The sequence below is a fragment of the Hyphomicrobium zavarzinii ATCC 27496 genome (assembly GCF_000383415.1).
Lineage (GTDB): Bacteria > Pseudomonadota > Alphaproteobacteria > Rhizobiales > Hyphomicrobiaceae > Hyphomicrobium_C > Hyphomicrobium_C zavarzinii.
In genome coordinates, this window is the sequence record NZ_KB911259.1 from 61598 (window position 1) to 87424 (window position 25827).

General features: G+C 64.3%; 33 protein-coding genes. 19 read left to right on the forward strand and 14 right to left on the reverse strand.

Annotation, left to right across the window (positions count from 1 at the left end; translation table 11 throughout):
- Positions 1-10 precede the first annotated feature (10 nt).
- A complete protein-coding gene (locus F812_RS0114560) occupies positions 11-1219 on the reverse strand; it encodes a pyridoxal phosphate-dependent aminotransferase (protein WP_020086716.1) in 1209 nt (402 codons plus the stop codon).
- Positions 1220-1589: 370 nt separating this feature from the next.
- On the opposite strand from F812_RS0114560, the gene F812_RS0114565 reads away from it, so the two are divergent.
- The 3 genes from F812_RS0114565 to F812_RS0114575 all read left to right on the forward strand — a co-directional run bounded on the left by F812_RS0114565 (position 1590) and on the right by F812_RS0114575 (position 2881).
- A complete protein-coding gene (locus F812_RS0114565) occupies positions 1590-1892 on the forward strand; it encodes a hypothetical protein (protein ID WP_020086717.1) in 303 nt (100 codons plus the stop codon).
- 110 nt (positions 1893-2002) lie between these two features.
- Positions 2003-2527 (forward strand): hypothetical protein, encoded by a 525-nt coding sequence (locus F812_RS0114570; protein ID WP_020086718.1) that lies wholly within the window; start codon positions 2003-2005, stop codon positions 2525-2527.
- 174 nt (positions 2528-2701) lie between these two features.
- On the forward strand, positions 2702-2881 hold the full coding sequence (locus F812_RS0114575; protein ID WP_020086719.1) for a hypothetical protein: 180 nt from the start codon (positions 2702-2704) through the stop codon (positions 2879-2881).
- A 30-nt stretch (positions 2882-2911) separates the two neighbouring features.
- On the opposite strand, the gene F812_RS0114580 is transcribed toward F812_RS0114575, so the two are convergent.
- The 3 genes from F812_RS0114580 to F812_RS24005 all read right to left on the reverse strand — a co-directional run bounded on the left by F812_RS0114580 (position 2912) and on the right by F812_RS24005 (position 4635).
- Positions 2912-3628, reverse strand: a complete 717-nt coding sequence (locus F812_RS0114580) for an SDR family oxidoreductase (protein ID WP_020086720.1) — start codon at positions 3626-3628, stop codon at positions 2912-2914.
- 222 nt (positions 3629-3850) lie between these two features.
- Positions 3851-4141 (reverse strand): hypothetical protein, encoded by a 291-nt coding sequence (locus tag F812_RS0114585; protein WP_156827438.1) that lies wholly within the window; start codon positions 4139-4141, stop codon positions 3851-3853.
- A gap of 179 nt (positions 4142-4320) precedes the next feature.
- A complete protein-coding gene (locus F812_RS24005) occupies positions 4321-4635 on the reverse strand; it encodes a hypothetical protein (RefSeq protein WP_020086722.1) in 315 nt (104 codons plus the stop codon).
- Between the two features lie 149 nt (positions 4636-4784).
- On the opposite strand from F812_RS24005, the gene uvrB reads away from it, so the two are divergent.
- The 3 genes from uvrB (at position 4785) to F812_RS0114610 (ending at position 8993) form a co-directional block, all read left to right on the forward strand.
- On the forward strand, positions 4785-7745 hold the full coding sequence (gene uvrB / locus F812_RS24010) for an excinuclease ABC subunit UvrB (protein WP_020086723.1): 2961 nt from the start codon (positions 4785-4787) through the stop codon (positions 7743-7745).
- Positions 7746-8077: 332 nt separating this feature from the next.
- Complete coding sequence (locus F812_RS0114605; RefSeq protein ID WP_156827439.1) at positions 8078-8671, forward strand: hypothetical protein; 594 nt, start codon at positions 8078-8080, stop codon at positions 8669-8671.
- A 109-nt stretch (positions 8672-8780) separates the two neighbouring features.
- On the forward strand, positions 8781-8993 hold the full coding sequence (locus F812_RS0114610) for a hypothetical protein (protein ID WP_026868145.1): 213 nt from the start codon (positions 8781-8783) through the stop codon (positions 8991-8993).
- Positions 8994-9012: 19 nt separating this feature from the next.
- Here the strand turns inward: F812_RS0114610 and F812_RS0114615 are convergent, their stop codons facing one another.
- A complete protein-coding gene (locus tag F812_RS0114615; RefSeq protein WP_020086727.1) occupies positions 9013-9399 on the reverse strand; it encodes a hypothetical protein in 387 nt (128 codons plus the stop codon).
- A gap of 106 nt (positions 9400-9505) precedes the next feature.
- Complete coding sequence (locus F812_RS0114620; RefSeq protein ID WP_020086728.1) at positions 9506-9760, reverse strand: hypothetical protein; 255 nt, start codon at positions 9758-9760, stop codon at positions 9506-9508.
- A gap of 269 nt (positions 9761-10029) precedes the next feature.
- On the opposite strand from F812_RS0114620, the gene F812_RS0114625 reads away from it, so the two are divergent.
- Together F812_RS0114625 and F812_RS0114630 are read left to right on the forward strand one after the other, a co-directional pair.
- Positions 10030-10683: a DUF502 domain-containing protein gene (locus tag F812_RS0114625; protein ID WP_020086729.1), complete on the forward strand. Its 654-nt coding sequence runs from the start codon at positions 10030-10032 to the stop codon at positions 10681-10683.
- A 103-nt stretch (positions 10684-10786) separates the two neighbouring features.
- A complete protein-coding gene (locus tag F812_RS0114630) occupies positions 10787-11365 on the forward strand; it encodes a type 1 glutamine amidotransferase domain-containing protein (protein WP_020086730.1) in 579 nt (192 codons plus the stop codon).
- A gap of 85 nt (positions 11366-11450) precedes the next feature.
- Here F812_RS0114630 and F812_RS0114635 read toward each other — a convergent pair whose 3' ends face one another.
- Entirely contained in the window at positions 11451-11861 is a 411-nt protein-coding gene (locus tag F812_RS0114635; RefSeq protein ID WP_020086731.1) for a hypothetical protein, read from the reverse strand.
- A gap of 193 nt (positions 11862-12054) precedes the next feature.
- On the opposite strand from F812_RS0114635, the gene F812_RS0114640 reads away from it, so the two are divergent.
- Positions 12055-12363 carry a hypothetical protein gene (locus tag F812_RS0114640; protein ID WP_026868146.1) on the forward strand — a complete coding sequence of 103 codons (309 nt, stop codon included), beginning with the start codon at positions 12055-12057 and terminating at the stop codon, positions 12361-12363.
- Between the two features lie 135 nt (positions 12364-12498).
- A complete protein-coding gene (locus tag F812_RS26605; RefSeq protein WP_156827440.1) occupies positions 12499-13191 on the forward strand; it encodes a hypothetical protein in 693 nt (230 codons plus the stop codon).
- 27 nt (positions 13192-13218) lie between these two features.
- Here F812_RS26605 and F812_RS0114650 read toward each other — a convergent pair whose 3' ends face one another.
- The 4 genes from F812_RS0114650 to F812_RS0114665 form a co-directional block, all read right to left on the reverse strand.
- A complete protein-coding gene (locus F812_RS0114650) occupies positions 13219-14091 on the reverse strand; it encodes an aldo/keto reductase (RefSeq protein WP_020086734.1) in 873 nt (290 codons plus the stop codon).
- 177 nt (positions 14092-14268) lie between these two features.
- Complete coding sequence (locus tag F812_RS24015) at positions 14269-14541, reverse strand: PepSY domain-containing protein (RefSeq protein ID WP_020086735.1); 273 nt, start codon at positions 14539-14541, stop codon at positions 14269-14271.
- Positions 14542-14625: 84 nt separating this feature from the next.
- Positions 14626-14715, reverse strand: coding sequence for a pyrroloquinoline quinone precursor peptide PqqA (gene pqqA, locus F812_RS24020; RefSeq protein ID WP_020086736.1), 90 nt, complete (start codon positions 14713-14715; stop codon positions 14626-14628).
- A 136-nt stretch (positions 14716-14851) separates the two neighbouring features.
- On the reverse strand, positions 14852-15322 hold the full coding sequence (locus F812_RS0114665; RefSeq protein WP_020086737.1) for a DoxX family protein: 471 nt from the start codon (positions 15320-15322) through the stop codon (positions 14852-14854).
- A gap of 226 nt (positions 15323-15548) precedes the next feature.
- Here F812_RS0114665 and F812_RS24025 point away from each other — a divergent pair, with 226 nt between their 5' ends.
- From F812_RS24025 to F812_RS0114680, 3 genes are all read left to right on the forward strand, one after another.
- Positions 15549-16958: a phenylacetate--CoA ligase family protein gene (locus F812_RS24025; protein ID WP_020086738.1), complete on the forward strand. Its 1410-nt coding sequence runs from the start codon at positions 15549-15551 to the stop codon at positions 16956-16958.
- 78 nt (positions 16959-17036) lie between these two features.
- Positions 17037-17366, forward strand: coding sequence for a ribosomal protein L7/L12 (locus F812_RS24030; protein ID WP_020086739.1), 330 nt, complete (start codon positions 17037-17039; stop codon positions 17364-17366).
- A gap of 157 nt (positions 17367-17523) precedes the next feature.
- The gene (locus tag F812_RS0114680; RefSeq protein ID WP_020086740.1) at positions 17524-17790 is read left to right on the forward strand and encodes a hypothetical protein; all 267 of its coding nucleotides are present in this window, start codon (positions 17524-17526) and stop codon (positions 17788-17790) included.
- A gap of 81 nt (positions 17791-17871) precedes the next feature.
- On the opposite strand, the gene F812_RS0114685 is transcribed toward F812_RS0114680, so the two are convergent.
- Positions 17872-18387, reverse strand: a complete 516-nt coding sequence (locus F812_RS0114685; protein WP_020086741.1) for a DUF3617 domain-containing protein — start codon at positions 18385-18387, stop codon at positions 17872-17874.
- Between the two features lie 237 nt (positions 18388-18624).
- On the opposite strand from F812_RS0114685, the gene F812_RS26610 reads away from it, so the two are divergent.
- From F812_RS26610 to F812_RS0114700, 3 genes are all read left to right on the forward strand, one after another.
- On the forward strand, positions 18625-19014 hold the full coding sequence (locus tag F812_RS26610) for a hypothetical protein (protein WP_156827441.1): 390 nt from the start codon (positions 18625-18627) through the stop codon (positions 19012-19014).
- A 227-nt stretch (positions 19015-19241) separates the two neighbouring features.
- Positions 19242-19727, forward strand: a complete 486-nt coding sequence (locus tag F812_RS0114695; RefSeq protein ID WP_020086743.1) for a hypothetical protein — start codon at positions 19242-19244, stop codon at positions 19725-19727.
- Between the two features lie 50 nt (positions 19728-19777).
- Complete coding sequence (locus F812_RS0114700) at positions 19778-20140, forward strand: hypothetical protein (RefSeq protein WP_020086744.1); 363 nt, start codon at positions 19778-19780, stop codon at positions 20138-20140.
- A gap of 29 nt (positions 20141-20169) precedes the next feature.
- Here the strand turns inward: F812_RS0114700 and F812_RS0114705 are convergent, their stop codons facing one another.
- Positions 20170-20826 (reverse strand): MBL fold metallo-hydrolase, encoded by a 657-nt coding sequence (locus F812_RS0114705; protein WP_020086745.1) that lies wholly within the window; start codon positions 20824-20826, stop codon positions 20170-20172.
- A gap of 183 nt (positions 20827-21009) precedes the next feature.
- On the opposite strand from F812_RS0114705, the gene F812_RS0114710 reads away from it, so the two are divergent.
- From F812_RS0114710 to F812_RS0114720, 3 genes are all read left to right on the forward strand, one after another.
- A complete protein-coding gene (locus tag F812_RS0114710; protein ID WP_156827442.1) occupies positions 21010-21384 on the forward strand; it encodes a hypothetical protein in 375 nt (124 codons plus the stop codon).
- A 109-nt stretch (positions 21385-21493) separates the two neighbouring features.
- Positions 21494-22027: an RNA polymerase sigma factor gene (locus F812_RS24040; protein WP_020086747.1), complete on the forward strand. Its 534-nt coding sequence runs from the start codon at positions 21494-21496 to the stop codon at positions 22025-22027.
- Position 22028: 1 nt separating this feature from the next.
- Entirely contained in the window at positions 22029-22868 is an 840-nt protein-coding gene (locus F812_RS0114720) for an anti-sigma factor (RefSeq protein WP_020086748.1), read from the forward strand.
- Positions 22869-22976: 108 nt separating this feature from the next.
- On the opposite strand, the gene F812_RS25570 is transcribed toward F812_RS0114720, so the two are convergent.
- A complete protein-coding gene (locus F812_RS25570) occupies positions 22977-25478 on the reverse strand; it encodes a S8 family serine peptidase (RefSeq protein ID WP_156827443.1) in 2502 nt (833 codons plus the stop codon).
- Positions 25479-25827: the final 349 nt, after the last annotated feature.

Consider the following 25827-nt stretch of genomic DNA (forward strand, 5'->3'; position numbering starts at 1 on the left):
GCGGATGTCGCTACTTGAGGTTCCCGCAGAAGCGCTGGATGCGCGTGCAGGCTTCCTTCAGCGCCTCGGTGGAGGTCGCATACGAGATGCGGAACGCCGGAGAGCCTTCGAACGCCGCGCCATGCACCACCGCGACGCCCTCGTCCTCGAGCAGCGCGGTGACAAAATCCTCGTCGTTCTTGATCGTGACACCCTTGGGCGTGGTCTTGCCGATCGCACCCGCGCAACTCGGATAGACGTAGAATGCGCCTTCCGGCTTCGGACACATGAGGCCGTTGGCCTGGTTCAGCATGCTGACCACGAGATCGCGCCGCCCCACGAACACCTGGTTGTTGCGCGCGATGAAATCCTGCGGCCCGTTGAGCGCCTCGACGCCCGCCCACTGTGTGATCGAGGTGGGGTTCGAGGTGGACTGCGACTGCAGCTTGCGCATGGCGTTGATCAGCGGCTCGGGGCCTGCGGCATACCCGAGACGCCAGCCCGTCATGCAGTAGGCCTTGGAGAGGCCGTTCATGGTCAGCGTGCGATCGAAAAGCTGGGGCTCGACCTGCGCGGCCGTGAAGAACTTGAGGCCGTCGTAGAGCAGGTGCTCGTACATATCGTCGGTCAGAACCCACACGTGCCGGTTCTTGGGCAGCAGCAGCACGTCCGTCAGCGCCTTGAGATCGGCATGCGAGTAGGCCGCGCCCGTCGGGTTCGACGGCGAATTGAGAATGAGCCACTTGGTCTGCGGGGTGATCGCACGGTCGAGCGCTTCGGCCTTGAGCCGGTAGCCGTCCTCGAGCTTCGTCTCGACGAACACCGGCTTGCCGCCGCCGAGCAGCACGATATCGGCATAGGAAACCCAGCACGGCGCCGGAATCACCACCTCGTCACCCGGGTTGAGCGTCGCCAGCAGCGCGTTGTAGAGCACCTGCTTACCGCCAGTGCCGACCGACACCTGCGCGGCGGTGTAGGTCAGATCGTTGTCCCGCTTGAACTTGGCGACGATGGCAGCCTTGAGCTCGGGGATGCCGTCCACGTCCGTGTACTTGGTCCGCCCGTCCTTAAGAGCCTTGATCGCCGCGAGCTTGATGTTCTCCGGCGTGTCGAAATCCGGCTCGCCTGCCGAGAGCGAGATGATGTCCCGGCCCTGCGCTTTGAGCTGGCGGGCCTTCATGGAGACGGCAATGGTCGCGGACGGTTGAATACGGTTCAGGCTGTCGGCAAAAAAGCCCATATCGGCGATCTCTCGTTCCTCGGTTGACCTGGAGTGCTTCGGAGAGGGGATCTCCGGGGCGCGGCGCGGCGCACCTGGCACACATTCGGCGCGGCGCTCGCTAAGGCGTGCGAGCGGCGCGGACGCTACGCTTCGCGTCTGCGAAGTCAATATGCCCAACGTCTAGTGCGGATCATTTGTCGCCCCGGCCCGCGAGCCCGCCACAGGGGTGGCCAACGTGTCGCGACAGGCACAAAGGAAATATAAAATTTTACCGCCCATGGAATAGCTTGCCTTTGCCACATTCCGGGCAAACCCCCGCCACAGCGCAGGGTTGTCATTCCCTCGGATCACGCTGGTGATGGATTCGCCGGAAAGGAGTGTCGCAAGGATGACGCGCTTCAAGAAATCCCCGATTTATCGCAAGCACTTGCCCGATCTCGTGGCCGGCCTCGCCGTGTTCGCTCTGATGATCGGCCTGACTGGCTGGCACATCGGAATCGCCGTGGCGTCCGATGGGGGCGCGGCCGCGAGCCTCGACCGCAACGCCTCCGCCCTCCTCCTGGCCGGCGCCTTCGCCGCCATGGCGGTGTTCAATATGGCCTTCTTCCGCCACCTCTGCCGGGCCTATGCCACCCCCCGAAAGGCTGCCGCCCGCCGGGCCTTGAGATCCGGCCAGCCTCCCCGCACGTAAGCTCAACCAAACGGGGAATTAACGCTTTAGCCGGGCTCGCACACGAACTATGTCCACGCTATAAGCGTTGTAAGGTACCGTGAGTTAGGGTTCGCCAAAGGGCTGCAATCATGACGCTCCGCCGCTTCGCTCTCGCCTCGAAACCATCCGCCCGCACCGGCGCGGTGCTCGCGCTGCTTGCGCTCACCGGCGTGGGGATTGGCTCTGCCAACACCGACGCAGTGGTCGCCGAACGCTTCACCGCCGCCCTCGAGGCCGCACCCCAGCAGATTGCGACGGCCGAGGCGGCCAACCACACCCTGGTCTCCGGCAGCGAGGCCTTCTGGCTGGCCGAGAAGCGCCGCCACGAGACCGACGGCGCCGCCCTCGAACCTGCGGCCTGGTCGCCACCGCTCGCCGCTGGCTTGGCCATCGGCGACCGCATCACCATCTCGACTGGAAAATCGGAGCGCGTCCTTCAGGTGGTCGCCATCTCCGACGTGGAGCCGGGCACCATGCCCGCGAGCGCCACCGCCGGCGGAACGCGTCACGTCGCGGTCACCTGCCGCGAGCTTGGCGCGCCCGATGGAAAGCTGACGACATTCCTGGCCCCGGCTGACACGGGTCACGCCCAAAAGTCCGCCCGCGCACTCTAAGCCGTCGGCTATCAGGTTATAGGTTGAACGCCGGGCGGGAGACTCTGCCTGGTCCTGTTGTGGCCGGATGATCTCACCGCGCTCCACACTTCCCGCGTCCCGTGCTTCCCCCCGTTGCACGCGCCGCCTGTCTCCCTATTATGCGGCCACCGGACAGCCAAGGGAGTTCGCGGCATGAGGCTCAATCCCCCGACAATCGTGATCTTTCTGATCTCGTTTGTGCTCGCGACTCTGGCGCTGATCACCAAGCTCGGGTTCATCCCGGTGCCGCGCTACTTGCCCCATCAGGAATTCTGGCTGTCGATCACCGCCTACCTGACGCTGATGGTGGGCAACCTCGTGCGCGGCCTCTGACCGGCGAACACCCGGAACTGGCCGATCCGCCTACCAGGCGATCGGCTTGCGATCCCTGAAGAAGCCGCCGGTCGGCCCCTCGTCCGGCAGCGTGGCGAGCCAGACCGCCGTATCCGCCCCCTGTTCCGGCGACCTATCGGCGTTGGCCCCGCCCATCTCGGTCCGCACCCAGCCGGGGCACATCGCGTTGACCTTGATGTTGCCTTCGCTGAGCTCCGCCGCCGCGATGCGCGTCAGCGCGTTGAGCGCCGTCTTCGACATACGATAAGCCGGATAGCCGCGCCCCATCTCCGCGAGCTGTCCCGCGCTGGACGACACGTTCACGATCCGCCCGTATCCCTGCTCCCGCATCAGCGGCGCTGCGGCCTGGATCAAACGTAACGGGCCGAGCAAATTGGTCTCGAACGTCTGGCGCGCAATGTCACCCGTGAGATCGAACAGGCTCGCCTTGAAGCCGCCGGGACTGTCGATCAGGACCGCCGCGTTGTTCACGAGCACATCGAGGCGCCCATAGAGCCGCTTGACCTCCGCCACGGCCTCAGCCGCGCTGCCTTCCCGGTCCACATCGAGCGCCACGACCGGCACATCGAGCCCTTCGGATTGCAGCTTTTCGGCCGCCGAAAGGCCGTCCTTGGGATCGCGAGAGCCGATGACGGCCAGCACCCCCAGCCGCGCGAGCTGGCGCACGATCTCGAAGCCGATCCCTCTGTTCGCCCCTGAGACGAGTGCGGTCCGTGTGGCGGTCATGATGCTCCGAGCCTCTGCGCGCTGCCGTGAGTCCGGCCGTGAGTGTAGCGCCTCTTGTGCGACAGGAAACGCCCAACGCGCGGAAAAAGTCCCGCTTTAGCCCGCTTCGCCGCACCGGCCAGACAGTTGCGGATGCACACATCGAACGAGAACGGACGAAAAACGAAAAAAGCGCGCCGGGAGGGCGCGCTTTCTAAGATCTTGCTCTGTATTCGGACGCGGTCAGCGGGGCGGGTAGAGCCAGCTCGGGCCGACAGAGTCGTTACGGGTCGGCTGCGAGGCCAAGCCGTTGTTGAACGCGCCGGGGCCGAAATCGTAACCAGAGTTCGGAATCGACTGGCCGATCGGCGGCATCAGCGAGCCCGGATCGGTGTCGAGAAAACCAGCCTTGCCCTGCGGCGCATTCGCCGACGGCTGGGTGGTTCCCTGGTTTTCGAACGAGAACGCCAACGCCGCCTGCGAGCCGAGAAGCGTCGCGGCGCCGAGCGCGACAGCGGAAATCAATGATCTCATTGCCAATCCATCCAGAGTCATCAAGCCTTTGGGCAGAGATGGTACAGGAATCGAGGCAATCAAAGGGCGGCGAAGGAGCTTTTTGGGGCTGGAGCGGTGCAAAATCCGAGACTGTGACCCTCGCGCAACGCTACGTCAGCCAGACCCAGCCTCGCTCAACGCCGCCGGGGCGAGCCGCCTCAACGGCCGCTGTCGCCTATATCCTCGTCCGGGCAATAGCTGGAAGCCGCCGGACTGCTGCCGATGAAACGGCAAACCTCGTACTTCTTTGCCGGGTTGTTGCGCACCTCAGCGGCGGAAACCCGCACACCGTGCTCCCGCGCAATCCGCGCGAGATCGGCGTCGTTGCAGTAAGGCGTCGAAATCCAGTTGCCGCCCGAGTACTGGAAACCATCCCGGCATACGATAGCGGCCTCCGCGGCAGGTGCTGAAAGCGCGAGCCCCGCTGCCGTCAGACCGCAAGCGGAAAGTGCGATGATAACTGCGTTGCGCATGTCGTCTCTCCTCGAAATCCGACCCCTTTCCCGCCTTTCCACGTGGTCCGCGCCGCAAGCATCTGCAAGCCGGCCTACGAATTTGTATGCTCGCCGGCCATCTCCCGGCCCCTCTTCCCTCGAACCGCCGGGCACGCCATATTCCGCCCATGGCCAAGTCCCCGAAAACTCCAGGCGCTGCCAAGCCGCCGCGCCCGTCGCGCGGCCGCTCCGGCAAGCCCACGGCCCCCCCTGTCGAGACATCGGCGGGAACGCCGGGTTTTGGGGAGGCGCCTCAGTCGGCCTTCACCGCGTCTGGGCCGCTCGGCGAGTTCGCACCCGCCTACTTTGCCGAGCAGGCGAGGATTGAAGCCGAGACGTCGTCGAAGAAGCAGCTTCCTGCGCTCCGCCAGCAGGGGCCCCTGCCTCCGCGCGGCGCAGTCGGGGAAAGCCTCGGCGACAGCCTGACCGCCATCCTCACCCGGCCGCATGAGCGCACCGATCGCGCTAAGGAAATCCTGGCGCGCCAGCCGATGATCGCGCAGCACCCGCTGGTATCGGGCGCGATGCCGATGTTCATGCCGCACCGGCCCGAGCGCCCGGAGAAGAGCGAAGGCGGACGGCCTTTCGAGATCGTCTCGGAGTTCGAGCCCAGGGGCGACCAGCCGACCGCCATCGCGGACCTCGTCGCAGGCATCAACGAGAACGAGCAAACGCAGGTGCTGCTCGGCGTCACCGGCTCCGGCAAGACGTTCACCATGGCGCAGGTGATCCAGGCGACCCAGCGCCCCGCGCTGATCCTTGCGCCCAATAAGACTCTTGCCGCCCAGCTCTACGGCGAGATGAAAAGCTTCTTTCCGGAGAACGCGGTCGAATACTTCGTCTCCTACTACGACTACTACCAGCCGGAGGCCTACGTCCCGCGCACGGACACCTATATCGAGAAGGAAGCCGACATCAACGAGCAGATCGACCGCATGCGCCACGCGGCCACGCGCGCCCTGCTCGAGCGCGACGACGTCATCATCGTCGCCTCGGTCTCGTGCATCTACGGTATCGGATCGGTCGAGACCTATACCGCCATGACGTTCGCGGTGAAGGTCGGCGAGCGGCTCTCGCGCGATCAGCTTCTCGCCGACCTCGTGGCGCTGCACTACCGGCGGAACGATGCCGCCTTCACGCGCGGCAATTTCCGGGTGCGTGGCGACACCGTGGAGGTGTTCCCCGCTCACTACGAGGACCGCGCCTGGCGCATCTCGCTGTTCGGTGACGAGGTGGAGAGCATTACGGAGTTCGATCCTCTCACCGGCCAGAAGACCGACGACCTCGCCCTCATCAAGCTCTACGCAAACTCGCACTACGTCACGCCGAAGCCGACGCTGCAGCAGGCCATCAAGAGCATCAAGGCCGAGCTGAAGCAGCGCCTCAACGAACTCTACGACACCGGCAAGCTGCTCGAAGCCCAACGGCTGGAGCAGCGAACCGTGTTCGACATGGAGATGATGGAAGCCACCGGCTCCTGCGCCGGCATCGAGAACTACTCGCGCTATCTCACCGGCCGCAATCCGGGAGATCCGCCGCCGACGCTGTTCGAGTATCTGCCGGACAACGCGCTCGTGTTCGTCGACGAGAGCCACGTCACCATACCGCAGATCGGCGGCATGTTCCGGGGCGACTACCGGCGCAAGGCAACGCTCGCCGAATACGGCTTCCGCCTCCCCTCCTGCATGGACAACCGCCCGCTCCGCTTCGAGGAGTGGAATGCCATGCGTCCGCAGACCGTCGCTGTCTCCGCGACGCCCGGCGAATGGGAGCTCAACGAGACCGGCGGCAGCTTCGCCGAGCAGGTCATCCGCCCCACCGGTCTCATCGATCCGCCGGTCCTCGTTCGCCCCGCCAAGAACCAGGTCGACGACCTCCTGGACGAAGTGCGCCAGGTGGCCAAGCGCGGCTATCGCTCGCTCGTCACCACGCTCACCAAGCGCATGGCCGAGGACCTCACCGAGTACATGCACGAAGCGGGTATCCGCGTGCGCTATATGCACTCCGACATCGAGACGCTGGAGCGCATCGAGATCATCCGCGACCTGCGCCTCGGCGCCTTCGACGTGCTGATCGGCATCAACTTGCTCAGAGAGGGCCTCGACATTCCGGAGTGCGCGCTCGTCGCGATCCTCGACGCCGACAAGGAGGGCTTCCTGCGTAGCGAGACCTCGCTGGTGCAGACCATCGGCCGCGCCGCGCGCAACGTGGACGGCCGGGTGATCCTCTACGCCGATACGGTGACGGGCTCGATGGAGCGCGCCATGGCGGAGACCGAGCGCCGCCGCGAGAAGCAGCTCGCCTACAATGTCGAGCACGGTATCACGCCCGAGAGCGTCAAGAAGAACATCGCCGACGTTCTCTCCTCGGTCTACGAGCAGGATCACGTGACGGTGGACTCGGGCCTCGCAGACAGCCCAGCCGTGGGCCACAACCTGGCGGCCGTCATCGAGGACATGGAGCGGCGCATGAAGGAAGCCGCCGCCGACCTCGAGTTCGAAACGGCAGCGCGGTTGCGCGACGAGATCAAGCGCCTGCGCGAGACGGAGCTCGCCATCGCCGACGATCCGCTCGCTCGCCAGTCATCGGTCGAGGATCAAGCCGGCAGCTACAAGGGCGACCGCAAGTTTGCCGGCAACGCCAACATGCTCACCGAGTCCAAGAAAGGCGGCAAAGGCGGCTCTCGCATCTCGACCGAGTACGAGCCCGTTCAGCCCACCCATGCGCAATCCGCATCGCGGCCCGCATCGGGATCGCGCGTCCGCAAGCCCTCGCTCGACGACATGGGCCCAGGCACCGACCGCGCCATTCCGCGACGCGACACGCCGCCTCCGTCGCGAATGACCGAGGTCGATCCGCGCACCAAGGCCGGTGCATTCGGTGAAGGCGTGCGCGGTCCGCACAAGCCCACGCTCGACGAGATGGGGCCACACGCCTCGCTGGCCGTGAAGAAGGCATCGGGTCCGCTCCCCAAAAAACCGGATCTCGCCGCGCCGCCCAAACCGACGATCACGCGCGACATCGAAACCGACACCGAGAAAAAAGCCCGCCGCGGCCGCGCGAAGAAAACCGGAAGGCCGGGGCGATAATTCCCAACTGTGGATAGCGAATGCCTTATTGCCCTTCTGAAACGCTGAATGGGCTAAAACACCGCATGTCGCAAAAAAAATCTGCCATCGACGACGCTCCACCGGCAGGACAACGCTTCTCCCACGTGTATTCAGCGCGTGGAGAACCCACAGCCGATAGCCCCCGCATGCGGAGGCGGCTGTCTTCCCTAATCTACGGAACAAAGGGACTGAGCGATTTTGAGTACGAAATCCCATGCGAGTTGGGACTACCGGTATCTGGCGGTCTTCACCAATTTCTCGAACGCTGCGATCTTCGGGATGCTCTTGATATCGTAACGCTGGCGTACCGAATGCTCGTCAGAAATGAGCGTCGAGATCATTATCACCAAATCTACCCTTACGAATGGATCAAAACCATCCGTAGAATATTTGCGGAAGAGAACTTGCATTACTCTGTCGACGACGAAGGTGGCGTTCATTTTGCCTTCGACAAGGAGTTCATGAGGGGCCAAACCGCTACCGTCAGCATGCTGGGCCGCACCCGATATTCCAATGTGCGAAAGGAATTTGAAGGCGTTGACGCCGCGCTTTCCGAGATCCCACCTAATGGAAAAGCCGCGATCAGAAGTGTATTCACCGCGGCAGAAGGCCTATTCCGTCTGATGTATCCGTCTGCACCCCGGCTCGGCGCGGCAGAAATCGCCAAACACCTGCTGATAACGCTACAGACCGTCTACTCGAACGATAATACAGCCCTACGGGCAGCCTCTAAGACACTGACCTCATTCCAAGCATGGACTGATGCTGCGCATTTTTACCGCCATGAGGTTGGCAAGCAGGACGTTGCCCAACCTCCACTTGGGCTTACCCTAAACATCGTAAGTCAGGGCGCAACCTTTATTAGGTGGCTCGCAGAAATCGACGACGCTCAGAGTGGCACATAGAGATCGCCGCGGCCGCGCGAAGAAGACGGGAAGGCCGGGGCGATAGGATCATCCCAAGCTGCGGACGCCTATTGTGATCCCGCGCACCAAACCCGCAAAAGGACGTTGAATGTCAGAACCTGTGATCGACCGCGCGGCGATGGGGCGGCTCGCCAAGGCCCTCGCCTTCATCTGCAGCCCAGACCATCCGACGACCGTCGCATTGCGCAAAGCGTCCGAAAGCGGCACCGAGAAGGACATCAAGGCCGCGCGCGCAGCGTTCCTAAAGCTGAAGCCGTCCGATCGCCGCGCCGCCTTCTCGATGCTCGCTGACAACGAATAGCCCCGCGAACGCGGCGACGTTACCGTCCCCGCCTCCCGGCGAGCCACACGACGATCAGAAGCACCGCCAGCCCCGCGGCGAGCCACATCGATACGAGCAAAAACAGGAGCGGGGCCATCCCCTCTGCGCTCCGAAGCACCGACACGAACGTCGCCGCAAACAATACGAGCGCAACGGTCTGGCCAATTGCCAGCAGCCAAAGCGCCACGCCAGAGCGCGCGAGCCGCAATCCCATCCAGGCCGACATCACGGGCAGCAGCGCCATCCCGCACATCACGGCCAGCTCCCTGGCAGAGATCTCGGACAACGCGACGTCGTTGTTCACGCGCGTCGTATAGTAGACGGCCGCCCCGACCAGCAGAACGTGAAGGCCCGCAGCTGTCGTGGCGATCCAAGCAGGGCCCATGCGATTGCGCCCTCCCGTGGCGCCGTCGCGAGGCTACCATCCTTTTCCGTGAAGTCCGAACGCAGGCCGGAGCGGACTGTCCGCCCGCTCCGTTACCGATGCGAGATCAACCGCAGGCCGGGCGCGACGCCTTGCAATAAGTCGTGAAGGTGTCTTCGCGGCACGTCAGCTTGATCTCACCCGAGGGCTTGAGACCGTGCGCCGCGATGGCATTCTTGAGCGCCGCATTGGCCATGAACTTGGCGAGGTCGGTCGTGACCATATCGGCCGAGCCGACCACCGTGCGGCAGCCTGCGTGAGCGCCTGCACAGCTCACGGCCAGTGAGGCAACCGCAAGTAAAGACAAGCGAAAAACGCCCATGGAAAACCCTCCGTATTTGTACCTAGGTCGCGCAATCTAGCGCATATGCGCCCCGGTGGGAGTTTTCCATCCCCTGAGACCTGCAGCGAAAGTGCGAATACCGGCCCGGCGTGGCCCTCGCACCACGGCCTGGACGCTCATCGCGTCGCGCCCCTGCCAAATGGACGGTGCTCCCTGAGATCGCATCGCCGCGCCTTGACGGCACACAGCCAGTCGCAGACGCTCCCTCCGTATGCGATGAATCGAGACCGGCCAATGGAGCACTCCACATGAGCAGAATCGGACGCGTCTTTCTGGCGGGCCTCCTGGCTGCGCTGCCGCTGATGCTCACCATCTTCATCACCGGCTGGCTGCTGTCGCTGATCAATCAGTATCTCGGGCCGAGCAGCGGCTTCGGCCGTTTCCTGCGATCTCTCGGATTCGGAGCAGACGCATCCGAGCTCGCGCCTTATCTCATCGGCCTCGCCATCATTATCGCAGGCATCTATGCGCTCGGCCTGGTTGTCCACTCGCGCTTCGGATCGCTGGTCTCGACGCTGTTCGACAGGCTCATCCGCCGCGTGCCGCTGATCTCTAACGTCTACGATATCTCGAGCCGCTTCGTTTCGATCGTCGACTCCGGCAACGGTGACAGCATCAAGAGCATGAGCCCCGTCTGGTGCTTTTTCGGCGGCAAACCGGGCGCCGCCGTTCTGGCGCTGCTGCCGTCCAAAACACCGCTCCGCCTCGGCACCGAGGACTACATCGCAGTGCTCGTTCCCTCCGCGCCGGTTCCCGTCGGCGGCGCGCTGATCTACGTCCCCGCGTCATGGATCGAGCCTGCGGACTGCGGGATCGACGATCTCATGAGCGTATACGTGTCCATGGGTATCACGCCGCCGACCCCCGGCACGCGCAAGGAGATCAGCGCGAAGGCGGGCTGAACGCCCGTCTGGTCGCGGCGATCGCACGCGGCACGGCAGCGGAACCTCTGCCGCATCGCAACCGTTTCCCTCCTGTCCCCCAAAGGCAATGACAGGAGGCCCTATGCCTAAGATATCGAAAGCAAAAATCCTGATCCTCGCCACCGACGGCTTCGAGCAGTCGGAGCTGGAGGTGCCGCTCACCAAGCTCAAGGAAGCGGGCGCCCTCGTTCACGTGGCCGCACCGAAGGAGCGCAAGGACAAGAAGGAAATCCGGGGCTGGAAGGACAAGGACTGGGGCAACGGCGTCCCAGTTGACCGCGAGCTCGCCGACGCATCCGAAAGCTTCTACGACGCCCTCGTGCTGCCCGGCGGGCAGATGAACCCGGACAGCCTGCGCGCAAACGCGGAGGCGATGGCGCTGATCAAGGCGTTCGTCAATTCCGGCAAACCCGTGGCCGCCATCTGCCACGCGCCGTGGCTGCTGGTCGAAGCGAACGCCGTGCGCGGACGCAAAGCCACGTCCTACAAGTCCATCAAGACCGATCTCATGAATGCCGGCGCCGATTGGCGCGACGAGCCCGTCGTCACCGATCAAGGCCTGATCACAAGCCGCAATCCCGGCGACCTCGATGCGTTCGTCGCCAAGATCATTGAGGAGGTCGAGGAAGGAAAGCACGATCGCGCGCCCTTGGCCGCCTGATCGCCCTGCACATCGAACGAGCGCAAAAAAGCCGGAGCACTGCCTCCGGCTTCCTTCTTTTCGCACCATCGAAGGCGTTGAGAAATCACGAACTAACCTCGCGAGCCGACTTGCTGCCGTATCGTCCGGCCAACCAAACGGCGATCAGCAAAAGCGCGAAGCCGCCCGCGAGCCACAACGTGGCGAGCACCAGCAGCAGAGGCGCCAACGGCTCGTCGCTTCCGAGAACCAGCGCGAACGCCACCGCAAAAATGGTTGCCGCGAGCGCCTGCCCAAAGGCTAGCAGCCGCTCTGCCACCGCCCCGCGCGCGAGACGCAAACCAAGCCACGCCGCGACCGCGGGCGGCGCCGCCAATGCGGAGAACACCAGGAAATCGGTATTCGGCAGATCCGAAACCGGCGTGAAATTGTGAATGCGGAGCGCGTAATAGAGCCCCGCGAGAGCGAGCGCGACATGCAGCGAGGCGGCAATCCTGACGATCTGACGGAGGGACATGGCAAATCCTAGTCGCCGCCTGCTGAAGGCAGGCTGGCGATCAACACTGCCACACTCCCGGAGCCGATCCTGTCACCGGGGAAACCGCGCGGCGGTCCCGATTAGCTCTCCCCATCGTCAGACCTTGATCAGAATTCGGCGCGGAAGCACGCTCACTCCCGTCGCGAAACGATGGGAAACGAGGCAGGCTATGATCCCCGAAGTCGACCCTCTCCTGGCAATCGGCGTCACGATCGCCACAGCCGCAACCGACGCGGTCTACGTGCTGTTCACATCCTCTGTCATTGCCCGGCGACGCATATGGGCCGCAAACTGGAGCAGCCTCTGGTATCTGCTCTCCTCGTTCGCCGTCATCTCCTACACCAGCAACTGGGTCTACATCGCCTTCGCCGCCATCGGCTCCTGGGCGGGCGCCTTCCTCACCATGACGTTCCTTCACAAGCCGCCCGGAAGCCCGCCGGGACCGCTCGCGCCTGCCATTCCAAACCCGCGCGGCGAGTAGGCCGGGAGCATCCGCTGGCCAAAAGTTCAATACCGGCCAGACCGCAATTGCAGTCTGATCCCCGAAAAGTCACGGCGCGGAGCAGTTCACGAGGCTGCCAGGACAAGCCGAGACACAAAAAGGGGAACCAAGGTTATGGGACAGTACAGCCCGGAGCAGACACTCGCCTTTCTCATTGCGGTGGTCGCGGCCATTGCGTTCGCGGCCATAGTTATCCGGCGTCTTACGCCAGCAAAACAGCCGACAGCCGCCGCCCCACACCAGCCCGCTTTCACCGCCCAAACGCAGCCATCCGCACCGAAACCTGCCGCGCCCGCGCCATCATCGGCACCGGCACCGGTTGCAGCCCCAGCGCCTCAATCCGTCCAGCCGCCTCGCACCCAGCCCTCTCCGGCACCCGCCGTGTCTTCGCAGGCCGCCTCGCAACCCTCTTACACGCTCATTGCCGCCGTCGAAGCGGCGAAGGCCGGGCCACGCCCTGCACCGCCCGCAACCGCAGAACAGCAGCGCATCGACTATTCCAGCGAAGCGACGAGCGTTTCGCCGGGCGCCTCCTATGCAGCCATCGCCGTCGCAACGGCCGCACGCGCGGCGCAAGGGCTCGCGGGTGAGCCGTTCACGCCGTGCGCCGCCGGTAGCGTCAACGAGAGAAAACCCGAGGCTGCCACGTCCTACGCAGCCATCGCCGCCGCCTCCGCGCACGCACCGCAACCTCAATCCGGCGCGCCGCAGCAGCGCATCCGCATCGACTATTCGGACATGCCGGCGGATCTTCCGCCGAACGCCTCGTACACGGCCATCGCCGTTGCGGCAGCACGGGCATCGTGACCCGCACCCCGGCGCGGCGGCACCTGCCTAGACCTGCGCGCTCTTCTTACCGAGTGCATTGAGCTCGGCGAAATCCGTATCGCCGAGCTTGATGGCGGCCGCCGCGACATTCTCCTCGAGGTGCTTGACCTTGCTCGTGCCCGGAATGGGCAGCATCACCCGGCTGCGCCGCAGAAGCCACGCGAGCGCGATCTGGCTCGGCGCCGCGCCATGCCGCTCGGAAATGCGCGCAAGTGCCGACGACTTGGCGAGCGAGCCGGACGCCAGCGGAAACCACGGAATGAATCCGATCCCCTGCGCCTCGCAATAGTCGAGCACGTCCTCGCTGCTGCGGTCGGCGAGGTTGTAGAGGTTCTGAACGGTCGCGATCTTCAGCACTTTCTGCGCCGCCGCGATATCCCCGACGCTCACCTGGCTGAGCCCCACGTGCCGGATCAGCCCCTCCTTCTGCATGTCGCGGATCACCTCGAACTGCTCCTCGCGCGGCACCTTGGGATCGATGCGATGAAGCTGCCAGAGATCGATACGCTCCACGCCGAGGCGGCGCAGGCTCAGATGAACCTGCTGGCGCAGATACTCGGGGCGCCCCACGGGAATCCATTGACCCGGCGCGGGGCGCACGAGCCCGCCCTTCGTCGCGACGACGATGCGCGGGTAGGGATGCAGCGCCTCCCGGATCAACCGCTCGCTCACCTCCGGGCCATAGCTGTCCGCCGTGTCGATGAAATCGACATCGAGCTCGGGAAGCCGTTTTAGAGTGCGCATCGCTTCCGCGGGATCGGCCGGCTCTCCCCACACGCCATCGCCCGTGATGCGCATGGCGCCGAAGCCGAGACGGCGCACAGGAAGATCGCCGCCAATCGAGAAGCGGCCGGAAAGGTCCGCGGAAGGTGTGCTCATGATGAAAGTGCCCCATTGCTCATGATGGCGGGCCGGCGGCCCCATGGACGCAACCAAATACGGCGCCACCCCGCCGGCCTGATCTAGGCAGCGCACCGCACCCATACAAGCGGGACAAAAAAAGGTGCCCGTTGGGAAACGGACACCGAGAGGAAAACGCGAGGGAAGGGAGCGAAGTTAGTTGGTCACGGCCTTGGCCGGGGCGGCGGGCCCTTTGATGTCCACGGCAACGCCGCGCACCTGCCCGTCCTTGGTGGCCGTACCCACCCACTTGCCGCCCTGGTCTTTGGTCAGCTCGGAAACGTTGGTGTAGCCGAGATGGATCAGATGCTGACGAGCCTGAACCTCGGTGAAGAGGTTGTGCGCCACGGGACCGGAGGTCTCAGCGGCAAGCGCAGGAAAGCTCAGGCCGGCGGCGAGTGCCGCGGCCAACGAAAGAGTGCGGATCATTGGATTACCTCTTGGGGACTTTGCGGTTGCGCGAGAAACGGCGCCGGCCAGGGAGACACGGCCGGTCGCCAGAGAGAGGCTCGCTTAGATGATGTCGATGTCTGCGGGCAGGTAGCTCGTGACTTCGAGGCCGACGTTCTGCTCGCGCACTTCGGGAGCGGTCCAGATCTTCATTGGGTTCTCCTTCATATCCTGGACGGCGGATCGCTTGCGTCGCCGTCACTTCGATGACTGATATGTAGGAAACTTTCCCGCCGAGGACCAATCACTCCCATTCACAGGACGGTGCGGGGAAACACGCGGATCGTGATCACGCGTGAGGAACCAGTTTACCGCGCGGCACACTGCGTTGGAGCAGCGCGTCAAGCGACACCGCGCCCGGCCCTGCCACCGCCAGCCAGCCGAAAAGCGCCATGTACGCCACCTCCTCGAAGCCGAGCAGCGTCTCGAGCGAGTCGATCTGATCGAGCTTCGCGCTGATGATGGCGACGACCATCACGATCACCAAGGGCGTCGCGGCGAGGCGCGTGAAAAGCCCGAGCAGAAGCAAAAGTCCGCCGATGAACTCGACGCCGGAGACGAACGGCGTCATGATCTCCGGATAGGGAATACCCCACTCGGTGAAGTTCTGGATCATCTGCGGAAGATTGTTCAGCTTTGCCCAACCCGTCCACATGAACACCCAGCCGACGACGAGGCGCGCGAACAGAGGTGGCAACCAGTGGAACACGGACGACAGCCTTTCCGGCATATCGATCAGCCATTCGACAATCGTCCGCATGGGAGCCTCCAGTCCGCGTTTGCGTTGCATGACAGGCGGTCCGTAGTCCGCCTGTCATGCAGGCATACGGACCGCGAAGCCGGAAGTTTCAGCCGCCGGACACATTAGGTCTTTGGCGCCACCCTTCACGCACGCCCGCTCCCCGCTGTGGCAAACAATCGCCACGATGCAACCAGAATGCTCGATTGAGCTTTAACCAGAGAGGGAGCCACTGAGGAGCCCGCTGATGCTGGATCTCGTTCGCTTCGTCGTCACGCTGCAGTCGCTCTACCCATTCTGGAAGGACGCCTCCCAGATCGAAGCCAAGCGCGAGGAGAGGCTTCGCGCGCTTCTCGCCTATGCGGCCCGGCACTCCCCCTTCTACCGGCGGCGGTTCGCCGGCCTCGATCTTGCCCGTTGCACGCTGACCGACCTTCCGACGCTGACCAAATCGGAGATGATGGCGCACTACGACGACGTGGTCACCGATCGCCGGATCAAGAAAGCGGACCTCTCCGCCTTCGTCGACGACCCGCGCAATCTCGGCCGGCTCTATCTCGGCCGCTACGGCGTGAGCCACACCTCGGGAAGCCAGGGCCAACCCGCCCTCATCGTGCAGGATCGCGATGCCCTCAACCTGGTGTTCGCGGTCCAGTTCGCCCGCGGCACCAAGCTCAAGCGCCGCTTCCTCCCCCACCTCGGCCGCATCCTGAACCCGGCCCGCATGGCCGTCCTCACCGTGCAGCCGGGCTTCTATCCAAGCGCCTCGGCGTTCGCCTACTTCCCAAAGTTTCTGACGCCCGTCTTCAAGGTCCTGCACCTCACCGTCTCCGACCCGATGGCGCGGAACATCCGCAAGCTGGAGCGCTTCCGCCCCGAGTTCATCACCGGATACGCGAGCGCGCTCGAAGCCTTCGGCCGCGAGGAGGCGGAGGGCCGCATGCGGCTGCGCGAGATCGGATGTCTGCAGCAGATCACCAACGTCGCCGAGCCGCTGTCCAACGAGGCGGGCGATTTCCTGGAGCGCGTGTTCGCGGCGCGCGTCACCGACGAATACGCCATGGGCGAGTGCCTCGTTCTCTCATCGGGATGCGTCGCCGGGCGCGGCTCGCACCTCAATGCGGATCTCGCGATCCTCGAGGTGGTGGACGACCAGGGACAGCCTGTTCCTCCCGGCACGGAGGGAAGCAAAGTGCTGCTCACGAACCTCTACAATCGCGTGCAGCCCATCATTCGCTACGAGATCGACGACCGCGTCACGATGAGCGCGTCGCCGTGCCGGTGCGGCAGCCCGCTGCCGCGTATCGAGAAAGTCAGCGGCCGCACCAAGGATCGTCTCTGGATCGAGACCGGCGGCAAGCGGCGCGAGGTGCCCTACTATGTCTTTCTCTCCGGCCTCCATCACGTGCTCGAGCTGGCCGAGCACCAGGTCGTTCAAACCGGCCCGAGAAACTTCGAGATCCGGGCCGTCCCCGTATCCGGCCAGCAGCTCTCGGCCGATCGCATTCGCCAGGTCGTGATGGAGCAGGTCAAGGCCGAGGGGCTGGAGAACGCCTTCGACCTCAAGATCGAGATCGTGCCGGAGATCGCCCGCGGCCCATCCGGAAAAATCGCACGGGTAAAGAACGAGTACGCCACCATGGTGCCCGAAGATTGAGCCATTACACGGCGATGCAGCCCCGCCCTCGCGGGTGCTGAGATGCGCCCTCTTCGCCACTCCCGTGGATTGTCGCTTATGTCGGAACTGAGCCCCGCCTACACGCTGCTCCCCATGCTCATGCTCTTCGTCGCAGGCTTCATTGTCGGCCGCGCGACGGCGCCGTCGCGCGCCGCGCGTCAGAGCCGGGACATCGAGACTTCGCCCGCGCCTGCGAAATCCTCGGCCGATCTTCTGGACGCACTGCCTGCTGACACGCAGGCCAACGTGCGCCTTCTGCTCGGCAGCGGTCGGAAGATCGAGGCGATCCGCGACGTGCGTCACGCCCTCGGCATCGGCCTCACCGAGGCAAAAGACCTCGTCGAGCACATTGAAGCCTCGATGAGCCGCGGCGCACGCGCCTCATGACCAGTGCACGGCGAAACCGCGCCCCGCCGGTCGAGATCAGCCAACTCCATGGCCAGATGAGTATTTATTCATCTGGGTGCCGTCATTTCGTCATCCTGAATACCGTAAAAAACTCCCACATGCCGGGGGCTCAAAGACGACCACCAGGGAGAATGAAATGAAACTGAAAGCTCTTGCCGTCGCGTCGGTTCTGGCAGCGGCAGCCACCTTCGCGCCCCATGCGGCCTCTGCCGCCTCGTTGCCCGCGCCAGCCGCGCAGCAGTCGCGCATCGCCGATGGCGGCCTGCTTCAAGACGTCGGCCACCGCCGTTGGCATCACGCCAACCGCTGCCGCATCGTGCGTCATGAGTGCGCCGACCACTTTGGCTGGGGCTCGTGGCGCTTCCGCCGCTGCGTAATGCGTCACGGATGCGCCCGCTGGTAGAAGCCCGGCGCGCAATCGCACTCAAGGAAACAGCCGCGGCACCCCGCGGCTGTTTTCATATCCACCTTCTGCCTTACTGACTTACTGCACCATCACCTTGGTGCCATCCGGTCCCTTCGCCTCGCCGCCCGTCAGATCTCCGCAGCTGGCGCCGAGATACTTGCCATTTTGCGTGATGGTGCGCTTCACGGCCACCGTCTGCCCGTTTTGATCGCCCGAGGTGGTGCTCTCGATCTTGACCGTGAGCGAAGACTGGAAATCGCCGCCCATTTCTGTGCGGCTCGTCACGTGGCGGCTCGCGAACTGGCAGGACATGTCGACAATCGTCTTGTCGCCCTCTTTCTTGATCTCGTACTTCGAGCACTGCTTGTCGTGCTCGTGGAGACTGGCCTCCACGGTGGCGCGCTCCATGTCGGCATCGACGCAAAGCTGCATGGTCTGATCCTTGGGGCCCAACCCCTCGTCCATCGTCGTGGTCAGCTCCCACAGACCGGCCTTGCGCTCGGGCAACCGCACCTCGTCCGCGACCGCCGCCCCACACAGGACGCTCAATCCGCCTGCACTCGCAAACACCAGGCGCACCCAGGCCAACCGCATCGTCTCATCCTCCCAAAACGTTATAGTGTTTCTTTTCGCGGACCATAGCCGCCGGCAGGCGCTGTGCAAGTAAAGAGTTGGAGATTGTCCCTCAAATATCGGAAGAACTGCCAAGTTACGGGAAGTATCACCCCGCAACAGACGTCCATATTTTCCCGATCCAGCACCGCCTCCCCTGCGTAGAGAAGCGAAGCAGAACAAAGGAGAGGGAAAATGAGAGCCTCACCAGCCGTCGGCTTGGTCACGGTATGGATCGCGATGGGAGCACCGGCTTTAGCCGGCGCAGAAGTGCAAAAGCCCTCACCCGCCCGGACGCAACAGAGCCTCACGCCTCGCGAGGCCGGGGCACGCTATGGCCAGGCCCTAGGCGCTGAGCACATCTGCTTCGGATTGCTGCGCACCACGGATGCGGTCGCGCGCCTCGCCGAAAAATATTCCGGCGCCGACCGCAAAGCATTCAAAGATGAGGCCGACAAGATCTTCAACGCTTGGCGCGACGCCTGCCGCCAGTCGGGCGGGCCAAACCAGTGCCGTCTCGTGCATGAATGGAATTGCCGTGCGGCCCTGCGCGAGATCGGCCCGGAGGGTAGCGCGCTCGCCGGCCTAGTCGAGCAGAAAAAACAATGAAAATCAGATAAATACCCGAAGCTCCCGGAAGCCGGACCTTGCGCGCAGGCGCCGCAGCCCCGATTTCGCCGGGGAAAGCGTTTCGCATCAGCGCGATCAATCCGTTTGCAACGCATTCCATGTGTTGCAGCGGCGCCATCGTAAAATTTATCAGCGATGATAAGACTGTTTTGACAAGCTAAGCGGACACTCCCGCCCCGTGCTGGAGATGCCCAGGGGAGGCCTACGTGTTCACTCGCTTTCGTTTTGCCGCCGTTTCTGCTGCCGCCATCGCAATGGCCGCGACCGTCGCTCAAGGCCATGCCGCCGACGCGACCTTCTCGGCACTCGATGGCGCCTGGGGCGGCTCGGGCAGTGTGCGCCTGGAGAACGGCAAAACCGAGCGCCTGAAGTGCAAGGGCTATTACAATGCCAAGGCGGGCAACGCCCTCGGCATGGCCATCAACTGCGGCAACGCCTCGTTCAAGATCAACATGCGCGCCAACCTGAAGGCCAGCGGCGGCCGCATCAGCGGCACCTGGGAGGAGCGCGAGTTCAACCAGACGGGCAACGTATCCGGCACGCAGACGGCGAGCGGCTTCAATCTGAAATTTACCGGCGCGCTTTCGGGCTCCATGTCCGTCTCCATGACCGGCAGCAACCAGACGGTATCCATTTCGACGGGCGGCCCCGGCTTCACGGGCGTCAACCTGCAGTTCGCGAAAAACGGCTGAGGCCGCGGCGGCGCGACACGCCCGTCACAACGCTTGAGGAGCACGAGATCATGACGCAGAGATCCACCTTCGCCGCCATCGCGCTGGCCCTCGTCGGCGCGGCACCGGCGGTCCTGGTCTCCACGCTTCCGGCCGAAGCCGGACGCTGGCGTTCGCCGCCCGAGCGTGACGTCGCCGTGGCGGTCAGCAGATACGGAAACGGCACCGTCACCGGCCCCGTCCGCACCACGCGCACGGGCTACGAAGTTCGTCTGCCCGGCGGCACTTGGGTCGCTTGCCGCGCAAGCTGCTCGGAGACGCTGCGCGTCGAGACCGTCGATCTCACCGAGAACGACGGGCGCTTGACCGGCTACGGCACCGCGCTCAACGAATGCGGCATCTTCGGCTGCCTCGAGCTGCGCTATCCGCGCTGAGCCGCCGCCTGCCTGACGTTCGCTGATCGTCACGTCAGAAACGGATTACTGCGGCGCTCCTCGCCGATCGTGCTGGTCGGTCCGTGCCCGCAGATGAACGCGAACTCGTCGCCGAGCGGCAGAAGCTTGGTCGTGATCGCGTTGATCAGCGCGGCGTGATCGCCATACGGAAAATCGGTCCGCCCGATGGAGCCGCGGAAGAGCACGTCTCCCATCAGGATCAGCCGGTGCGGGCGATTGACGAACACGACTGAGCCCGGCGAATGGCCGGGGCAATGCAGCACCTCGAACGTATGCCCCGCGATGGTGACGGTCTCACCCTCCTCGAGCCAGCGATCGGGCGTGACGGGATCGGCGGGAATACCGTAGGCCGCTCCCTGTTTCGCAAGATTGTCGAGCAGGAAGCGGTCGGCCACGTGCGGCCCCTCGATCTCGACACCGAGCGCCTCGCGAAGCGCCTTCGCGCCGCCGGCATGATCGATGTGCCCGTGGGTAAGAACGATTTTCTCGATCTTGATGCCGAGCTCGGCGATAGCCTTCTGCACATCGTCCAGATCACCGCCCGGATCGACCACCGCTCCCACCTTGGTGACGTCGTCCCACAACAGCGTGCAATTCTGCTGGAACGCCGTCACCGGCAGGATCGCCGCTCGAAGCGTCTTTGTTTCACCGGTGGACTGCGTCATGTGGAAATAGGCCGCCTTGCGAGTTGGGATCGAACATCCGTAGAACCTTTAGAGCGCTTCCGGAAAAGTGGGAACCGGTTTTCGGTCGCCTCGTCCGGGGCCGCAATGCAGGGATGCTGACGTGCCAACCGGCAACGTGTAGGGTCCGCCGCATGGTATCTGAGGGGGACACCAGGCAATCCCATGCAATTGAGAGAGATGCGTTTCGCCCGTATCGACGGGACCGAAGTGCTGGTCGAGGTGAAGTCCGAGGCGGAGGCCAAAGCCGCCATCAAGGAGCTCCGACACAAGAAGAAGGAGCTGGCGCTCCTGAAGCGCAGGATCCTCAAGCAGGAAGCCAGTGCCCGCCGCACCATCGAGCGGGCTGAAGCCGCCGCGGAGCGCGAAGCCAGAAAGCGCGGCCTTTTCGCCACCCTGAGGCGTGTCTCCCGCGCGTTCAGCAAGCGGGAAACCCTGCCCGACGTCGACGCGCTCGAGCGTGAAGTCGAAAAAGCCGACGAAATTCTTCACAATATCGAAAGCTGCATCATCCAGCTCGAAGGGCGGCTTTTAGGGTGAAACAGGGGAGAGCGCGCTCCCAGGGCAACACTCGCCCCAAAATCACCTCTGTCAGGAATAACCTATGGGAGGTTGCGTTGTATCCAACAGTCGCGGAAGGGGGGCCGTGATGGATGAGATCCAGTCGCGGATGATCGAACTTCTGCCGCGTCTGCGCCGGTTTGCACTCGCGCTGACAGGCGACAAAGACAAGGCTGATGACCTCGTACAGGACACGTGCGAGCGCGCCCTCGCGCACCTGGATCAATGGAAACCCGGAACGAGTCTCGATAGTTGGATGTACCGTATCGCACAGAACATTTGGGTAGACCATCATCGCAGCCGCAAGAGCAGGGGCGAGCAGCACCAGCTGGATGAGGTCGAGAACGTAGTCGGCGAAGACGGCCGCAACGTCACCGAAAGCCGGCTCACGCTCAGAGCCGTCTCAGAGGGAATCTCACGCCTTCCGGCCGATCAGCAGGTTTTGGTCGCCATGGTCTGCGTCGAGGGAATTTCCTACAAGGAGGCCGCTGGAATCTTGGATATTCCCATCGGCACCGTCATGAGCCGCCTCTCTCGCGCGCGGCAGGCTCTCTATGCCGCACTCACCGAGGGGCCGATGCCGGCCCCAGTTCCCATTCCCGCAACAACCCGGGAGCGCTGACATGATCCCGGTACCCGACGAAATGCTGATGGCCTACGCCGACGGCGAGTTGACGCCGGAGGAGACGAAGGCCCTCGAAAATCTCATCAATCAGGATGGGGAGCTGCGCTCGCGGCTGGAGCCGTTCGTGCAGACCCGCACGCGCCTCGCGACCGCATTCCAGCATACGCTGCACGAGCCGGTTCCAGATCGGCTGATCGCAGCCATTGCGCGCGCCCCCATTCCCAAGGCGCAGCCGCGGGCCGTGTCGCTCGGAGATCGCATCCGCAGCGCCATGGATACGGCTGCGGCCGCCCTATTCCCGCACGGATTTTCCTACGCGACGGCCATGAGTGCCGCTCTCTTGCTCACGGCTGGCGCCACGGCAGGATGGCTCGCGGGACACACCGGCAAACCGTCCTCCTCGCTGGTTGCAGCCTCTGACAAAGGGCTCGGCCTCGACGCTTCCGGCGCGCTGGCCCACGCCCTCGAGACGAGCGCGAGCGGAACCGTCTCGCAAACCAGCGCATCCGGCGCTTCCATCGTGCCGGTGCTGTCGTTCCGCACGCAAAACAACGGCGTGTGCCGGGAATATCGCATCGCGGGCGCCACGTCGGGGCCGGACTTCGCGGGCCTCGCCTGCCGCACTGTCGACGGCACGTGGCGCGTCGCGATCCATGTGGAGACGCCGAAGCAGACCGGCACGACGACGTCCGGCTCGTACCAGACGGCAACCGCCGGAAATGTCCCGGCCGTGGATGCGCTGGTCGAAACGCTGATTGCGGGCGACGCCTTTGGTTCGGACGAGGAGAGCAAGCTTCTCAAGAACGGCTGGCACGTGTCGAGCACGGGCGCACCATAGGCTCCCTCACCCTAGGCCAGAGGGGCCCCGCGCCTTTCGGACCTCACTGGCCGGCGCGCGCCACTGCTTGCCATCGCGTCGAAGATCGGAAAAGCCTAGCCCACGCCCTCACGGGCCCGCGCCCGCGCGCACGAACGTCGTCGACCAGCTATCGTGAGAGGGAACGGCCGGAACGTTGCGCGCGACCGCACCGGCGCCGCCCTCGCAGCGCTGAGGCGCGAGCGCGAGACCCGAGCCGTAGATGGGATCGCGTCCAGGCGGCCCGAGATCGCGTGTCGAAACCTGCTGCAGAAGCTGCGCCTTCGCCCCAGCCGCCGTCGCATCGCCACCACGCGTCGCGAAGATCGCCGTCACGAACGGCACAGCGAACGACGTGCCCGTGCGGTAGCCCTGCTTCGCCTCCGGCAACGCCGTCAGAATGTCGACTCCAGGCGCCGAGACATCGATGTAGTTGCCGCGATTGGCGCTGCGGTAGTTGTCCCCGTTGCGGTTGACCGCCGTCACCGCAACCACGCTCGGATAAGCAGCGGGATAGCTCGGCGCAGCCGTTGGGCCCATGTTGCCTGCGGCCGCGATGAACACCACACCCTTCTTGCTCATCCGCTCGATAGCGCGCGAGAAGGCCGGATCCTGCGGACCGGAGAAGCTCATGTTGACAATGTCCACGTCGAGCTGCTCGAGCCAAGAGAGCGCAGCGAGCAGGCGCACGGTGTCCGTCGAAGCATTGCCGGCGGCATCGCTGCGGAACGCAGTCGCAAGCAGGAACGTGGCATCCGGCACCAGTCCCGGCGTTCCACTACCCGGATCGCCTGCGAGCAGAGAGAGCACTGCCGTTCCGTGCCAGTCGTAGGGCGACGGCTGCTGACCGTCCAGGAACTCCCCTTGCTCTGCCTTGATGTTCTTCAATGCGGGATGGCTGAGATCGAACGACGTGTCGATGACGCCGATCCTCACACCCTTCGCGCATGAGCCGAGCGTGCTCTTCCACTTGATGAGATCGCTTCCGAAGCAGGTGTTGTGCGGGCACGGCTGCGGCGACGCCGGAGCCACCTTGCGCCTGTCGATGCCGGGGCCAAGCCCAGCCGCGCTGTCGGTCTCACCCAGCGAGCCAACGAAGATGTTGTAGGCAAAGTTCGGAGTAACCGAGACAAACGGCAAAACCTTGTGAAGCTCGCGCTCCGCCTCGTCGCGATTGAAACCCGTGGGACCTCTGAGACGCTGCACCTTGGTGCCCGTTCCGTTGAGCACCGTCGGCGTATCGAGCACGAAGCCGTGCTCCTTCGCCTTCTCCACGTCGGCGGGCGAGATCTCGGTGACGAGCAACTCCTCCTCACGCGCCTTCTCGAACACCTCAGGGGGCATTTCAGCGCCGCGATCCTTGCCGGCGAACGTACCGCCCGGCGACGGCATGGCAACGTCATTCGCACCTGTAGCCTTGTCGGCATCCCGCCGGCCCGGGCCGCGGTCCGTTGCCGGCTTGGCCGGGCCATGACCGCCGGCGTCCGGTACGACGGTCGCACCGTCGGCTTTATTGGCTCCACCCTTCGGATCGAGCGTCCCCTTGATCGCGCCCGGCCCCATGCCGAGACCAGACGACCGGCGCTGATATTCGTCGAGCCATTTGTCCCGGTGGCGCGCCACGCGAGAAGAAAGGTCTTCCGTCTTGACACCATCACCCGGCAAAGCAACCGGCACAGGCTTCGCCGGCTTATCGTTACCGGCTGTGACGGGTGGCGGCGGCGGAGCGCTGTCCGGCTTCGGGAGCGCCTTCACGGGAATGGGCGGCGGCGCGGGCGGGGGCGGCTTCAAGTCCGGACGATTGATGGATCGTTCCCGAATGCGCTGCGCACGCTCGGCTTCGCGACGCAGCCGCGCCTGCTGTTGCTGCGCTGCGCGCATCAACTCGCGCTGATGCGCCTTTTCCATCTCGCGAACGTGACGCTGCGCATCGTTAAGATCGGGGTCGAAGTCGTCGAGGTCGCTGTCGCCGTTATCCATCCCGTCATCGATGTCGGCCTCGCGCACGGCTTTGTTGCTGCTGGGCACGTTGCTACCCGAGCCGCTGTCACCTTGCTGCTGCTGTTGTTGCGGCTGCGTGGCTCTGATCGAGGCGCTGCTGCTCTGAGATGCAGCGGCCTTCTGCGCGGCGAGCGCGTTGGCTTTCTGAATGGCCAGTTGCTGTTGCTGCTGCTGCTTCGCTTCCCGCGCCGCCTGCTGCGCAGCGCGCTCGGCTTCCTTGATCGCGGCCTGGCGCGCCTGCTCGGCCTCCCGCATGGCGCGCTCCTGCGCAATGCGCTGCTGGCGCTCGAGTTCCGCCTGCATCTTTTGCGCGGCGCGTTCGGCAGCCTTCTGTGCTTCCTGTGCGGCCTTGATCGCAGCCTGCTGCGCGCGTTCGTACTCCTTGCGCTGGCGCTCGAAATCGGCTTGCCAGGAATTGTCACGCTGCCAAGAGTTGTCACGGCTCTTGGCGATAACGCCGGGACTGAACAGCATCGCCGTCACGACGGCGCAGAGCGCGATCAGACGCACGCCTCCCCGGCGCGCGATCGGAAGAGGGTGCCTCCGAACCGCAGCCACGGATGCCCGCCAAGCGAACGCGAAAATTGTCATCTTGAACAGATCCCGACGCACACGCCCCCATCAGGGAGTGTGGCGGGAGACCTCAAAGCAGAAAAGAAGGTCATCATGGGTTGTCCACATCTAACTGCCCCTCAAACGTTCGCCGCTAAAAACGACGCCCATGCGGCCACACCCGAAAAACATAAAAATTTAACTGCATGAATCGCGGCTCGAACAAAAGCCCGAAAACGCAGGCTCACCACGTTCACAACCGCAGGAAGTTGGAGGCGCGCGCTATGCTCCAACGTGTGAAAAGTGCGAAGCACCGATGAGCGGTAACATGCGAACGCGCGCACGCATACCAAATGGCGCTATCACGAGACGCAAAGACCCGGGGATG